Source organism: Alteromonas sp. S167, assembly GCF_036864375.1.
Taxonomy (GTDB): Bacteria; Pseudomonadota; Gammaproteobacteria; order Enterobacterales; family Alteromonadaceae; genus Alteromonas.
Genome location: NZ_JAZETR010000001.1, coordinates 707,371 through 722,361, shown reverse-complemented (window position 1 = coordinate 722,361; position 14,991 = coordinate 707,371). Strand labels below are relative to the sequence as shown.

Here is a 14,991-nt window from a genome sequence, read left to right as displayed (position 1 = left end):
CAAGCCTAAGGTTGAATGGCAAATTCAGGGGAAATAGTGGCGAGATACACTAAGTTTGCGTATTTCATCCAAGCGACTTCTGCACCCGACCAGTGCTCGGCGGCGCTGTTTAATGCCAGCCGCGTTTCATCATTCATTTGCCCTGCAAACAACACTAGGTTTATATATTCGATAATGGCGTCATCGTTTTGAAGCGCTGCTAATTGGTCGAAATTAACGATGCCAACATCATCTTCTACTATCTCGTCGCCCCGTAAATTATTAAACCACGCCATGTAGAACATATAGTTGATGTAGCGCGTCACGCTAATTTCATTTTCTAACTGAAACTCTGGCGAGATTAGGCCGCTATCGCGAATGTCGCCCGGTAAGCTGTAGTCAGGGCGATAAAAATTAAATACGCTAGGCGAGCCTAGTGGTGAAAGCCCTAAATTATATTCAACAAATTCATGGCCCATGCCGTTGTCCCGTGCTCCTGAGTTAAAAGCGCGCATGGTATGCGCTAATCTAAGTAACGGCATACGTAGCTTTCCAGTTTGCCGAGCGCTTAGCGAGACTGCTTCTTCATCGAGCAAAATAGCCTGAACAACCGCTTGCAAGTCGCCTCTTACGCCATCGCCGTTATCATTAAAAACCTGCGATACCCGCGCAACATACTGTGGCGATGGATTACTACTTACTAGCCTTTGTATCAGCTGTTTTGAAATAAATGGGCCAACATTAGGATGATGAAATAAGTTATCTAACGCTTGGCTTAAGTCTTGTTCTGCACTTTGACCTGCAGGCAACACAGTGCCGTTTAACAGTACTTTTTCACCTTCATCATGAAAGGCGTTGTAGGCCGACATAGGCGTTAAACTATCGTAGTGCCATTCCCACCAATGTGATTTTCCAGCAAAGTGCCAACCTGTAAACACATGGGCAAACCCTTCAATCTCATCTTGGCCATAGGTAGCAATTGTATTGCCCGCTGCATCGCGTTTTGCGGTGCCGTCGGGGTTAAGTTCAACCAAGCCAATGGTAAATAGCTGCATCACTTCTCTAGCGAAGTTTTCATCTGGTCGTATATTTCGCTCGTCGTCGGGGCGTTCATTACCCAGCATGCTCAAATACATACCCATCATCGGGTTTAGGGTAACCTCTTCCAAAAGGGTTCTGAAATTACCGAAACTGTTTCGTACCAAAACATCGTAGTAGTTGGCGACACCGTGTGGGTCAACCAACAAACGATCGTCTTTGGTCGACACAACGAAGATTTGTGATAGTGCAAAGGCTACACGCTGACGAAGCTGGTCATCGCTGTTGACTACCCTGTCCCACCATGACTCAACCCAATGCTGTGAATACATTTCATCGGCGGCATATTTGGTACTAAGCAATGGCAAGTGTAGTGATGCAGGCGTATTAAATTGTTCGGCTAGCCAAGTTTGCCTATCGATGTTGGCTGCATACTCAATACTTTGTTGCGTTGGACCAAACGTAGACTGCATTAAAAATAACGCAGCACTTTCCTGCCCCATGGGTGTTGGCTCATCTTCTGGCGGAGGCGGTGCTTCGGGTGGGGGCGTTTCAGGTGGCGCTTCTGGTGGTGTTTCAGGCGGCGGTGTTTCAGGTGGTGCTGGCGAAGGTGAGACCGGTGTTGCACCGTCTCCCTCTATGGGAGTTTGTGGTGACGCGCTGTCACCAGAACCACCACAGGCAGTTAGAAACAAACAAAAAAGGAAGATATAGAGTGCTCGCATAACCCTTGCCTACGATGATTTACACCATTTAAGTGTATATCACGCGTGCAACATTTGGTTATTGCACGCGTGCTTTAGGTATAAAATCACTGACCACCGGCAGCCTGTATTGCCGTTAGCGCTATAGTAAACACAATGTCATCTACCAGCGCGCCGCGGCTTAAGTCGTTAACCGGCTTACGCATGCCTTGAAGCATTGGGCCAATGCACACTAAGTCAAAACTGCGCTGAACTGCTTTGTAAGTGGTGTTTCCAGTATTAAGGTCTGGGAACACAAACACGTTTGCCTTACCTGCAACAGGGCTGTTTGGCGCCTTACTTCGCCCTACACTCTCAATGGCAGCCGCATCGTATTGAAGTGGTCCATCAATGAGTAAGTCAGGGCGCAATGACTGTGCAATTTTGGTTGCTTCTCGCACTTTTTCCACATCGCTGCCCGCGCCTGAAGTACCTGTACTGTAGCTGATCATTGCAACGCGAGGCTCTATGCCGAACATTTGAGCAGAAGTAGCCGATTGGATAGCAATGTCGGCAAGCTGCTGTGCATTAGGGTCTGGGTTAATAGCACAATCGCCATATACCAACACTTGATCAGGCAGCAGCATAAAGAACACAGACGAAACGAGTGATGCATTTTCTGCGGTTTTTATAAGCTGTAATGCTGGGCGAATAGTATTGGCCGTGGTATTAACCGCGCCTGACACTAAGCCATCTACGTGGTCTTGCTGAAGCATCATGGTGCCAAGCGTTACGTTATCGCTCAACAACTCGTTAGCAACAACCTCGGTTACGCCTTTATGGCCGCGCAGTGCTACTAACCCTTCAACATAGTCTTGTTTAATGTTGCTCGGCGATAATATTTCAACGCCGTCACCAAGCACTACACCCTGCTGTTCTGCTACGCGTCTTATCTCAGTCTCGTCACCCAGTAAAACCGGGCGCGCTAAACCACGCTTTGCACAAATTGACGCTGCTACAACTGTGCGTGGTTCGTTACCTTCGGGAAGCACAATGCGCTTGTTAACCTGCCTTGCACGGTTAGTCAGGTAAAAACGAAACGCCGAAGGTGACAGCTTTCTCTGTCGTGATACTTTTTCAGTAAGCGAGGTTACCCACTTTGCATCTAAGCTTTCTGCAGTATGTACCATTACCTTTTCTATACGATTGCTATCGTCAACCGGCACTTCTTGGTTAAACGCCTGCAGGTTTTGTGCTGTTTGCCATGTATTGGTATTTACCAGCATCACCGGCAAGCCTGTTTCCATTGCTTGGCTGCACAGCGCCATAATGTTCTCATCTGGCTCGTAGCCACCAGTCAGTAATAACGCACCTAGCTTGGTACCGTTTAATGCGGCAAGACAGCACGATACAAATACGTCACCGCGGTCGCCAGACATTACAAGCAATGCCCCTGGTTTTAGGGTATGAGTCATGTTGTGAATTTCACGGGCACAAAATGAAACGCTGCTTAATCTGCGCTCTGCCATTTCCCCTTCATTTAACAAGGTAGCATTTAAATGTTTTGCCACGTCGGTTGCCCGTGGCGACACTAAATCGGCGCTCCAGTCTATGGTGCCTAATAAGCTTAAGCCTTTCTTGAAGATTGGAAGGTCACGCAGTGCTTGTGTGCGAGCTTCGTCATGCTCAGGCGCTTCAATGGCGCCAATATCGGCACGTAAACGACCATGCTCATCAAAAGGCGCATTTACTTTATTGAATATGCAGCCAACCACTTTTTGGCTTTTATGGCCGCCGTAAGTATCAACCACAATTTCTAGACGGTGATTAATGTCGGTTACCGAGTCGTTTCCAGGCACAGCAACAAATACAATATCAGCGTCTAATGCTCTGCTGATCTCTAGGTTTAAACGCTCAGCATACGGATGGTGTCGTGTGGTAACTAAGCCTTCAATTACCGTAACGGCTTCATGCTCACTGTTATCTTCAAAACGCTCGATAATTTCTTCTAACAACTCATCTGTGCTGTCGTTACTGATCATGCGCTCTACATAATCTAGCGTAAACGGAGAAATAGGTGACACGCTGGCGTGGTGTGAAATGATGGCCGTTGAACGTTCTTCACCATTATCACCTCTTCGAGGCTGCGCAACTGGCTTGAAGAAGTTAAGTTTAATGCCTTGCTCTTCAATAGCGCGAACAAGACCCATGCTGACAGTAGTAAGGCCCACACTGGTGCCCACTGGGATCAACATTATTTTGCGAGACATAAATGCTCCTGATATAGCGCCTTATTGCAAAGGCGCCGGTTCAAAACTAATTAAAAACCTGATGCAAACTTAGGCTGGCTAATGCAAGCCTAAGCAAACTGTGCGGCTTGTGCTGCAATAACCCACTCTTCATTGGTAGGCACAACTAGCACTTTGGTGCTTGATGATGGTGCACTTATTTCGCCCGCGTTTCCAAATCGCGCATCAAGGTTTCTCTGCTCATCAATTGCTACACCAAAATGCTTGAAATAGCCCATAGTGGTTTCGCGGATCAGTGACGAGTTTTCGCCAATTCCGCCGGTAAACACAATGGCATCTAGGGTTGGTACGGCAATCATGTAGCCCGATATGTATTTGGCCAAGCGATAACAGAAAATTTCAATGGCAAGTAACGCACCTTCATGTCCGTTAAGTGCGGCTTCTTCCAATGTTCTACAGTCGTTACTTAACTCGGAGATACCCAATAGACCAGATTGCTTGTTCAACAGGTCGTTTATTTCTTCTGCCGTTTTACCAAGCTTTCGTTGCAATGTTCCAGGAAGACTTGGGTCTAAGTCACCACATCGGGTGCCCATCACTAACCCCTCAAGCGGTGTAAAGCCTAGGCTGGTGTCTACTGCTTGACCTTTTTCGATGGCTGATACGCTACAGCCATTGCCAAGGTGTGCACTTATGATGCTTGTGTCCTCTACCGATTTATTTAGTTGAGCAGCAGTACTGTCTAAAATAAATTTATGGCTAGTACCGTGGAATCCGTAGCGACGGATACCGTGTTCTTTGTAAAGCGCCATTGGAAGCGCATAAACAAAGGCTTTCTTCGGGATGGTTTGGAAAAATGACGTATCGAATACAGCAACATGCGGTAAATTCGGGTAGGCCTTTTGCGCAGTAGTAATACCTTTCAAGTTTGCCATGTTGTGAAGCGGCGCCATGCTGGCATATTCTTCAATGGCAGCCAGAACGGTTTCATCTACCAATGCTGCTTGTTTAAATTTCTCGCCACCATGCACCACACGGTGACCAATAGCGATTGGCACAACACCGGTTTGCGCAATAACCGACTGAATAGCATTCAACGCTTCTGTGTGACCCGCTTTCTCGGGCAATGCTAACGTATTTTTTTTGCCGTCTATCTTATACGACAAGCTAGCGTCTTGGTTGCCTAGGCTCTCTGCCATTCCAGATAGCCCTGCTTCACCAGTTTCAGCATTAATAATGGCAAACTTCACAGAAGAGCTGCCGCAATTTAAAACAATAACGTCTTTTTTCATTTGGCTTTCAAATTAAAAGTGGTGGGTCAAACAATGAATTTGAATTGTAGCATTTATAAACAAAAAGGTTGGTTAACGTTATGCTAAATCTTTTATAAAAAACATCGCATTCACTTGTTTTTCAAAGGGTCTTTTAGGTTTTTCTATTTATTTCAACAGGCCTTAACTTTCCTGTAAAAATGGGTTTTAGGGGCCCTTTTCAGATGGCATTAACGAACGCTAAAAACAAAAAATATAAAATTTTTTTTGTTTTTAGTGTTGAAAAGCATTTGGCCTATCCCTACATAGTATTCGTCGGCGCTGAAAGGTCAGGTCGACACAAACGCCGCCGAATTGTCGGGGCACATTAATTTAAACATATTGCTTTATTTTGAGGATATGACTATGCGTACTATCGATCTATCTCCACTTTACCGTTCATTCATCGGTTCAGACCACCTTGCTTCTCTTATCGACGCGGCTTCGCGCTCTGAGAAACAAAGCACTTACCCTCCGTACAACATCGAGCTTTTAGGCGACGATAAATATCGCGTAACCATGGCGATTGCAGGTTTCAGTAAAGACGACGTTTCGATTCAGGTTGAAGAGAACACCCTGACTATTACTGGCACTAAAAAAGCGGAAGAGAAAGAGAGTAACGAACGTAAGTTCTTACATAAAGGTATTTCTGAGCGCAATTTTGAGCGTAAATTCCAACTTGGCGACCATGTGAAAGTATTGGCAGCTGATATGGAAAATGGCCTTCTACATATCGATATGGAGCGAGTCATTCCAGAATCGAAAAAACCACGTCAAATTGAAATTGGTTCTCGACTTATCGAAAACTAATCACTCAATTTCATAATTTCTTGGTTTGTTTCCCATTTTTTCGCGGCGCCTCTTGGCGCCGCTTTTTATGTCGGTCAGAGCGCACAGTTTAAATCAATTTCTTCCTCACGACCTGTAAACCCACCTCTTCCTTTCGCATCGTTTTCTGTAACCACGCCAATTATATAAGGGTTTGATGTATCAAGCTCCGCATTCACACCGTCAGTAGCAACCGCTCTCTCATGAAAAAGTATCATTCCTACTGGAATGATGTCACTTTGCTAAACTGCATCAAATATCGAACCCACTATCGCAAAGCTAGTTGATTTAATTCATGGACTCGTGAGGGATATGACATAGCTTGCTTTGCCTGCCTCGCCTGAAGAGAACGTGCCTGATATACACTTATTGGAAAGCTCCCCCGTGGATGCCGACGTTATTGCGTGAAAAGAACTAGTAGCCACACCCGTATCGAAAATACCTTCGTGTTTTAAAGTTACTGTCCCCCTCAAGCCATTTATTACACCTACAAATGATTCAAAACCAACAAATGACGCCTTAGTTGGAGTTTCATATGCCATGATATACTCAATACTCGACTCACCGACCATATCACCAGCGTATGTTTGTTTTACGGAAGCGCGGGTTAGCTTTGCACCTCCAGATTTTTCAGATACCGTATCCTCTTCCCAGCCCACGATAGAAAAATCACCTCTGCATTCCATACTTTTTCCTCCAACGCTTTTTTAGGATGCTAACGTGGTTAATAAATAGTGCAAAGTAATTAAAGTGTAACAGAGTGTTAAGTTGTGCTTTTAATCAAGAGTGAAGCTCGAGATAGCTCTTCTCAATACAGTATTGTTTTCTTTCATTGAATGAGATAATTTTGAAAGTGACTCAGCTAACTCAACCTCGTGTTTAGCTGCTGATTCTACATCGACGATATCTTTTGCAACTTCTCTCGTTGTCACTGACTGCTGTTCTGCAGCCGCAGACATACTGTTTGCCATCGCTTCTAATTGAGATGCTGCATCTTTTACCTTTTTAGCCGTTTCTCTTCCATCACCTGTTACTTCCACTGAGTTTTTCACTGCAATCGCGTTTTTATTTATATCCTCCACCACGACCATACTCGCTTGCTGAAGCGATGCGAGTAGCGATGATATCTGATCCGACGCGTTACGGCTGCTCTGTGCTAGCTTTCTCACTTCATCAGCAACAACAGCGAAACCACGACCATGCTCACCCGCTCGGGCAGCTTCTATCGCAGCATTCAAAGCCAGTAAATTAGTTTGGTCTGACAGAGCATTAATGGTTTCTAATATGCCACTAATTTCCGTTACCTGTTTCTCCATATCAGCAGCATTATTTTCAACGGAACTCATGTCCTCTTCTAATTGCTTCATCTCCCTTCTGATTGACTCATTTATCTCGAATGCTGTATTTGATAATGTGTCTAAGGATTGACTGGCAGATAATGTGTCAAATGCCGATTTTGCAATTTCATCGCTCGTCACTGATACCTCCTCCAGGGCAGATGCAATATTCAGTGAGCGTTGCTGTGTATCGCCTGCATCTGCAACCATTGCGGCGCAGGACTCCTCTAACTCTGATGACAAACGAGTACTTGCCTCAATTGATTGCTCTAAGCCACGGATAAGATCTTTCAGAGCCAGGATCGTTTTATTAACTGCGCGAGAGACCGAGCCTAGCTCATTTCTTGCTTGTGAGCTGACGTCTACTGTTAAATCACCGTTATCCGCTATGTTGTGTAGATTTTGGATAAGGCGTCGTAACTGCGTATTGAGGATATGAAGGAGCGAACGATAAATAAGCGCAACAACCGAAACACCGACAATAATAATTAAAACAGTAACGGTAAGTGCAAGAACAGCAGAATCGTGCATGGCACGGGCGTCTTGCGCTACTTTCTGCCAAATATCATCAAGTATGCCTTTCACGCCCTTTATTTGAGAAGTTGCAGCGCCAAACCAATTATCGTTTGAAGGAAGTGAGTTAAAATCTATATTTTCTGATTCTAGTGATACAAGTGTGCGCGTTATTAAAGCGGCCTCTTGTGATGACAAAACATCATTAAACACAGCAAAATTGTCTGGGGGTAAACTGTTTTTCAATTTGCCTGAAATGTATTCCACTTCCTGCTTGTATTTTGCAAGCTGGCTCTTAACCACACTATTTGCACTTTTTCGTGCAATCACACCATTTACTTTCCCTCTTTGCTGTCCCAAGCGCTCTTTTAGTTGGGCAAGTAAAATAGCGTTAGCCAGTGATTCCTTTGATGCAAGGTTATTAACATAGATTGTGAGTGAATTTGCAGCGTTGAGCGCCGCAGCATTCAGTGAACTATAAAAAGTAAATGCTCTCCCGCCACTACCACTGTCGACCTCACGTCTTAAAGCATCCTTACCCGCTAAATATTCTTTTAAAGCAAGTAAAATGCGACTCACTTTTTCCCCATAGGCTGCGTTTTCGGATAGCAAAGATTCAAGTTTTCGTTGCGCCTCGTCTGCGTTTTTTCTTTGAGCTTTTACTTTGTCAAATGCTGCATCGCTAGGGTTACCAAGATAGCCAGCTGTCAGCCCTCGCTCAACTGCGTGATGATGTGCTATTGCCTCGACAGACGCAATAAGGTCAATCATTTCAACGTCGCTACTTGCCGCAATTGTATCTGAAAGAGAACGGCTAACATCTTTAAATGCAAGAAAAGCAACGCTGATAAGAAGAATTGAAGCACCGCAGATAGTTAGCTGGAAAATTGATAATCGTTGTAGCACGCGCACGATCGAACTCCGTGTATATGATGTACTATTGAAAGAAAATACATGACCTCCGTTGAAACCAACTGAAAGGCGCCTTTTTCCAGTATAGAAAACAATCAAATAAGCGCAAATAACGATATTTCGCTCATTGCTCAGGATTAGTTTTGTATTGTGAATACAAAAAAGCCGAACGGGTGCATAGCGCTTTTCATGTCTCAATCTAAATGAAGCTGGAAGATTTGACTAACAGCTCTAGGTATCCATCAATTAAGGCTCCGATCGCCCACGAGGCAGGAACTGAGAGTGCAATTGCGAGGGTTTTCATACCTTGGGGGATGTCAATCGCCAATTCAGATACGTTTGCAATTTGTTGTTTAGAACTAATCAATGAACTTAACTTCCTCAATCGAACTGGGTCGTCTGTAAGACGCCTGTTACTGTGGCCTGAACTGCTAAACAGACTTTTTATTGAGTGGTTTATTCTTTCTACTGCAAGTGCTTTCTTCTTTGAGATGTTTTTCTGTACCTTATGAATAGGACGAAAGAGATAAACGATAAGCACTAGGAAAATAACGGCTACGATCACGCGGTCAATTACTGGGACAACTGTACCAAGCCAAAACAGCGGTATCAGACTTAGTGATACGGCACTCACTATCGCATTTGATATGACCAAATCAGATAAGTGTTCAAAACGCTCAATACCAAATAAATCAACAAGCTTTTCATTCAAAAAATGTGAAATCACGAACCAAGTGATAAAAAGGACGGTATAGAGTGTTAAGAATGCATAGCGCCAAAAGAATATGCCCAAAAAAGACAAATACCACGCCAAATAGTCTGTACTCGATACCAACTTTTCACTGGTAATGTATAAAATAGTGAAAAGTATTCCGGTAATCCAGCTGTATCTCAAACCGAAGTTAATCCCACTCGTAAGCTTTAGCTTTAATTCTTTATGACTCATTTCATTCGGATACTTGGTGAGAAACTCATTAAGGCAATATAAGCAGCGGTGATAAAGAAACTGGTTAGCGTATATGAAAAATGCAATCATTATTGCGAAGGTAAGTGCGGCATTGCGCTGTCTAATGCCTAACGTTGAATTCAGGAGACTAAGCTCAAACGCACCAAAAAAATTGGCAACGACAATTGCAAAAACCCCTGCAGATATACTTATTACGGCGAGCAAAAACCTTCGATAATTACTCATTACAACACCTGCTTTATAGCTTGGCTCACTAAACCAGCTCCCGTCCAAGACAATAAAGGTAGAAACACAAGGAAGCTCACTTTAATTGCAAAAGGCAACGTTAAAGGCCAACTTGGTGCCCCTTCTATCTCGGAACGCACTGTTAACAAGTCAGAAATAAATTGAAGTTTGGTATCACTGTCTACTAATCGTCGCGTTGCACTTTTACTATACGTCTCTAGCGTCTCCTTTTTTAGAACTTCATTGATTCGTTCTAAGGCCTTAGACTTTTTATCAGCAACTACATTGTGCACTTCAAATATTGGCTGGAACAAAACCAAAAGGATTATTAACGAGAACACAATGAGTAAAAATGCATCAGCGGTTGTTACTGTGATAAAAATAAATGAAACCGCAAATATACAAAGATACACCGATGCAATGAAAAAATTGTGTAAAACAAGCATGCATAGCGGTCGTAAGTGCTCTATTTCAAACAACCTCACTCTAAAATGCTTACGAAGGTGCCTTTTAATGAAGCGCAATACTGCTACATTAGCTGCAAGAAAAAACAAGCCAGTTGTCCACATAGGTATTGCTTGTGCTATTAAAAATGTCCTCTTTGGCTCATCGCCAAGAGTATCTGCAATGTCTTGCGACAAAATATAAAAACACGCTAAAAATACAGCTAACGCAAAAACAGGAAAAAAAGACTTTCTCAAATTTTCTGAGATTATGACTCTGATCCTTGCCTCAACTTTATCTCTTCTCTTTTTCCGCCGATGGGAAAGTAAAAAAGAAAGATAGACTGAAGACTTATCTACTGTTTGTCTATGTGCCCACCATGCAAAAGCCACGAGAAAAGGCGCTGTCAGAGCTGTTGCAGAATCTCTTGCGGCTAAAGAAGAAGGATCAAGGCCGAATGAAATAAACCCTAATGCAGCATTGGCTGTTAGAAAAGTAAGTAAATACACTAGGTAAAGCTTCGTTTTGATAAGCTCGTTAACTCCTTTTAACACCCTATTCTCCAAAATACTTTCGGTAAATGCATTCTTCTGTATATATTATGACCAACAGACTGTATGTCAATAGATACAAAAAAGCCGAGCAAATGCTCGGCTTTCCAATATGGCTATATCAAAACATAGCTTAGATGTATTCGACCTCAATGATTTCCACTTCAACAGCGCCCGCTGGCGTTTGAATGGTTACCATATCGTCAAGCTCTTTACCAATTAGCCCACGAGCAATTGGAGAGTTCACAGAGATCAGATTGTTTTTAATATCTGCTTCATCATCGCCCACTATGCGGTAGGTAGTTTCTTCATCGGTATCAACATTTAAAATGGTTACAGTAGTACCGAAAATAACCTTTCCGGTGTTGTCCATTTTAGTAACGTCGATGATTTGCGCATTCGACAGCTTGCCTTCGATATCTTGAATACGACCTTCACAAAAGCTTTGCTGCTCACGTGCTGCGTGATATTCGGCGTTCTCTTTAAGGTCGCCGTGCTCACGCGCTTCAGCAATCGATTCGATAATACGCGGACGGGTTTTGGTTTTAAGCTCGTTTAGTTCGTCACGCAGCATTTGAGCGCCACGCGCTGTCATTGGATACTGACTCATGGATACAGTCTCGCCTAGCTAGTTATTTAAAACAGAAAAGTGCGCCGCGAAGGCGCACTTTTTATTCGTTCACACAAATGTAATATGACTAGGATACCTCGTATCCTAGCCATTGTCATTAGTGTTTAATTCTAGCGTGCAGTTCTTGAACTGATGCTACTCTGTTGCGGTCATCAGCTGACTTAGCTCTAATTGTAGCGAACGCAGCATTCATTGTTGTTGTGTAGGTTACTTTATTAAGTAACGCTTCACGTCGAATGTATACCGAGTCGGTAATAGCTTGTCGGCCTTCAGTTGTGTTAACCAAATAGGCGTATTCACCGTTTTTGATTGCATCAACAATGTTAGGACGACCTTCCGACATTTTATTCACTACCGTGCTCATAATGCCTGCATCATAAAGCTCTGTCGCTGTTCCGCGCGTTGCTTCAATTTTAAAGCCGGCCTCAACGAGCGCTTTTGCCAGTTCAATCATGCGAGGTTTGTCGTTATCACGAACCGAGATAAGTGCTTTACCCTCTTTAGGAAGCGGAGCACCTGCGCCTAAGTTCGCTTTAGCGTACGCTTCTTCAAACGTATCGCCCACACCCATAACTTCACCAGTCGAACGCATTTCTGGGCCTAATAGTGGGTCAACGCCTTGGAACTTAGCAAACGGAAGTACTACTTCTTTCACAGAGTAGAAAGGAGGAATAACTTCTTCCGTTACGCCCTGCTCTGCCAGGCTTACACCTACCATTGCACGTGCGGCAACTTTTGCTAATGGAATACCTGTCGCTTTCGACACGAACGGTACCGTACGTGCAGCGCGCGGGTTAACTTCGATTAGGTACACTTCACCATCTTTGATTGCGAACTGTGTATTCATCAAGCCAACTACGCCAAGTTCAAGGGCCATAGCTTTAACTTGCTCGCGCATTACATCTTGAATTTCTTTAGACAGTGAATGTGGAGGCAGTGAACATGCAGAGTCGCCAGAGTGAACACCCGCTTGCTCGATATGCTCCATAATGCCGCCGATTACCACTTCTTTGCCATCGCAAATTGCGTCGATATCAACTTCAATAGCATCGTCAAGGAAACGGTCTAGCAGTACTGGCGCGTCGTTAGACACTTTTACTGCTTCGTTTAGGTAGCGCTTAAGATCTTTAATGTCGTATACGATTTCCATCGCACGACCACCTAGTACATAACTTGGGCGAACAACCAGCGGGAAGCCAATTTCTTCAGCCATTGCAAGGGCTTGTTCAACGTTAGTTACCGTGGCATTTGCTGGCTGCTTAAGGTTGAGCTTGTTAACCATTTGTTGGAAACGCTCACGATCTTCAGCCCGGTCAATGGCTTCCGGTGAAGTACCAATAATGGGTACGCCGGCCGCTTCAAGAGCGCGTGCTAGTTTAAGCGGCGTTTGACCACCGTACTGCACGATAACGCCTTTCGGGTTTTCTTTCGCAACAATCTCAAGCACATCTTCAAGCGTGACTGGCTCGAAGTACAGGCGATCTGACGTGTCGTAGTCGGTAGAAACCGTTTCAGGGTTACAGTTAACCATGATGGTTTCGTAACCGTCTTCACGCATAGATAGTGCCGCGTGAACACAGCAGTAATCGAATTCGATACCTTGACCGATACGGTTTGGACCACCTCCCAATACCATAATCTTGTCGTTGTCGGTTGGTGCCGCTTCACACTCTTCGTCATACGTCGAGTACATGTAAGCAGTACTGGTCGAGAACTCAGCGGCACAGGTATCTACACGCTTGTATACAGGTGAAATGCCAAAACCGCGGCGAGTTTCACGTACATCACTTTCAGCTACTTTGGTAAGTTCCGCTAGACGTGCGTCAGAGAAACCTTTGCGCTTAAGCGAACGCATTAGATCTGCATCGATGCGCGGTAAACCAAGTTCGGCCACTTTTGCTTCAAGAAGAATAAGGTCCTCAAGCTGTACAAGGTACCAGCGGTCAATATTAGTAAGGTTGAATACTTCTTCAACCGTCATACCCATACGGAAGGCATCGCCGATGTACCAAATACGCTCTGCACCAGGTTGACGAAGTTCATAAACCACTTTATTGCGCGACTCAGGGTCGTCAAGGTCAACCATTGGGTTTAAGCCAGTTGCACCTACTTCTAAGCCGCGAAGGGCTTTTTGCAATGACTCTTGCTGGTTACGACCAATTGCCATAACCTCACCTACCGACTTCATTTGGGTAGTAAGACGGTCGTTAGCGCCGGCAAACTTCTCAAAGTTGAAGCGTGGGATCTTAGTGACAACGTAGTCAATTGACGGCTCGAACGACGCAGGTGTAAGGCCACCTGTGATATCGTTCGCGAGTTCATCTAGTGTGTAACCGATTGCTAGTTTTGCTGCCACTTTTGCAATAGGGAAACCCGTTGCTTTAGACGCAAGTGCTGATGAACGCGAAACACGCGGGTTCATCTCGATGATAACCATGCGCCCAGTTTTAGGGTCTACACCAAACTGTACGTTTGAACCGCCGGTTTCAACACCAATTTCACGCAGTACAGCCATAGCGGCATTGCGCATAAGTTGGAATTCTTTGTCGGTAAGCGTTTGCGCTGGTGCAACGGTAATAGAATCACCAGTGTGAACACCCATTGGGTCGAAGTTTTCAATAGTACACACAATAATGCAGTTGTCTGCTTTATCGCGCACCACTTCCATTTCGTACTCTTTCCAACCTAGCAGCGACTCGTCGATAAGTAGCTCACTAGTAGGAGATAGGTCTAAACCGCGGTTACAAATTTCATTGAACTCATCAATGTTGTAAGCAATACCGCCACCTGTTCCACCCATGGTGAATGATGGACGAATAATACAAGGGAAACCAATGCGACTTAATACATCATGTGCTTCTTGCATGCTGTGCGCAATTTCCGCACGCGGGCATTCAAGGCCAATATTTTTCATTGCCTTGTCGAAACGCTCGCGGTTTTCAGCTTTATCGATAGCATCTGCCGTTGCACCGATAAGTTCACAACCGAACTCTTCTAATACACCATGTTTATCAAGGTCTAGTGCACAGTTAAGCGCCGTTTGACCACCCATGGTGGGAAGAATGGCGTCTGGACGCTCTTTTTCGATAATTTTACGCACTACTTCCCAGTGAATTGGCTCGATGTATGTAGCATCTGCCATTTCTGGGTCTGTCATAATGGTGGCTGGGTTAGAGTTCACCAAAATAACTCGGTAGCCTTCTTCGCGAAGGGCTTTACACGCTTGCGCGCCTGAATAGTCAAATTCACAAGCCTGGCCGATAACAATAGGGCCAGCACCAATGATAAGAATGCTTTTTATGTCGGTACGTTTTGGCATAACGG

11 protein-coding genes are annotated in these 14,991 nt (G+C 44.5%); 1 reads left to right on the top strand and 10 read right to left on the bottom strand.

The genetic code is table 11. From position 1 onward, the window contains the following. Nucleotides 1–5: 5 nt before the first annotated feature. The 3 genes from V7R35_RS03110 to V7R35_RS03100 form a co-directional block, all read right to left on the bottom strand. Nucleotides 6–1,742 (bottom strand): DUF1800 domain-containing protein, encoded by a 1,737-nt coding sequence (locus V7R35_RS03110; RefSeq protein WP_334013222.1) that lies wholly within the window; start codon nucleotides 1,740–1,742, stop codon nucleotides 6–8. A gap of 86 nt (nucleotides 1,743–1,828) precedes the next feature. After that, complete coding sequence (gene pta, locus V7R35_RS03105; protein ID WP_334013221.1) at nucleotides 1,829–3,970, bottom strand: phosphate acetyltransferase; 2,142 nt, start codon at nucleotides 3,968–3,970, stop codon at nucleotides 1,829–1,831. Nucleotides 3,971–4,059: 89 nt separating this feature from the next. Beyond that, the gene (locus V7R35_RS03100) at nucleotides 4,060–5,241 is read right to left on the bottom strand and encodes an acetate/propionate family kinase (RefSeq protein ID WP_334013220.1); all 1,182 of its coding nucleotides are present in this window, start codon (nucleotides 5,239–5,241) and stop codon (nucleotides 4,060–4,062) included. A 384-nt stretch (nucleotides 5,242–5,625) separates the two neighbouring features. Between V7R35_RS03100 and V7R35_RS03095 the strand changes: the two genes are divergently transcribed. Next, nucleotides 5,626–6,069 carry an Hsp20 family protein gene (locus V7R35_RS03095; protein ID WP_334013219.1) on the top strand — a complete coding sequence of 148 codons (444 nt, stop codon included), beginning with the start codon at nucleotides 5,626–5,628 and terminating at the stop codon, nucleotides 6,067–6,069. 74 nt (nucleotides 6,070–6,143) lie between these two features. Here V7R35_RS03095 and V7R35_RS03090 read toward each other — a convergent pair whose 3' ends face one another. The 7 genes from V7R35_RS03090 to carB form a co-directional block, all read right to left on the bottom strand. Continuing rightward, a complete protein-coding gene (locus tag V7R35_RS03090) occupies nucleotides 6,144–6,305 on the bottom strand; it encodes a hypothetical protein (protein WP_334013218.1) in 162 nt (53 codons plus the stop codon). A 75-nt stretch (nucleotides 6,306–6,380) separates the two neighbouring features. Continuing rightward, the gene (locus tag V7R35_RS03085; protein ID WP_334013217.1) at nucleotides 6,381–6,773 is read right to left on the bottom strand and encodes a DUF3224 domain-containing protein; all 393 of its coding nucleotides are present in this window, start codon (nucleotides 6,771–6,773) and stop codon (nucleotides 6,381–6,383) included. A 90-nt stretch (nucleotides 6,774–6,863) separates the two neighbouring features. Beyond that, a complete protein-coding gene (locus tag V7R35_RS03080) occupies nucleotides 6,864–9,047 on the bottom strand; it encodes a methyl-accepting chemotaxis protein (RefSeq protein ID WP_334013216.1) in 2,184 nt (727 codons plus the stop codon). A 1-nt stretch (nucleotide 9,048) separates the two neighbouring features. Then, complete coding sequence (locus tag V7R35_RS03075) at nucleotides 9,049–10,041, bottom strand: hypothetical protein (protein ID WP_334013215.1); 993 nt, start codon at nucleotides 10,039–10,041, stop codon at nucleotides 9,049–9,051. Further along, the gene (locus V7R35_RS03070; RefSeq protein WP_334013214.1) at nucleotides 10,041–11,039 is read right to left on the bottom strand and encodes a hypothetical protein; all 999 of its coding nucleotides are present in this window, start codon (nucleotides 11,037–11,039) and stop codon (nucleotides 10,041–10,043) included. Before V7R35_RS03070 ends, V7R35_RS03075 begins: the two co-directional genes overlap by 1 nt. A gap of 130 nt (nucleotides 11,040–11,169) precedes the next feature. Then, nucleotides 11,170–11,646, bottom strand: a complete 477-nt coding sequence (gene greA, locus V7R35_RS03065; RefSeq protein WP_334013213.1) for a transcription elongation factor GreA — start codon at nucleotides 11,644–11,646, stop codon at nucleotides 11,170–11,172. A 118-nt stretch (nucleotides 11,647–11,764) separates the two neighbouring features. Further along, nucleotides 11,765–14,986: a carbamoyl-phosphate synthase large subunit gene (gene carB / locus V7R35_RS03060; protein WP_334013212.1), complete on the bottom strand. Its 3,222-nt coding sequence runs from the start codon at nucleotides 14,984–14,986 to the stop codon at nucleotides 11,765–11,767. Nucleotides 14,987–14,991: the final 5 nt, after the last annotated feature.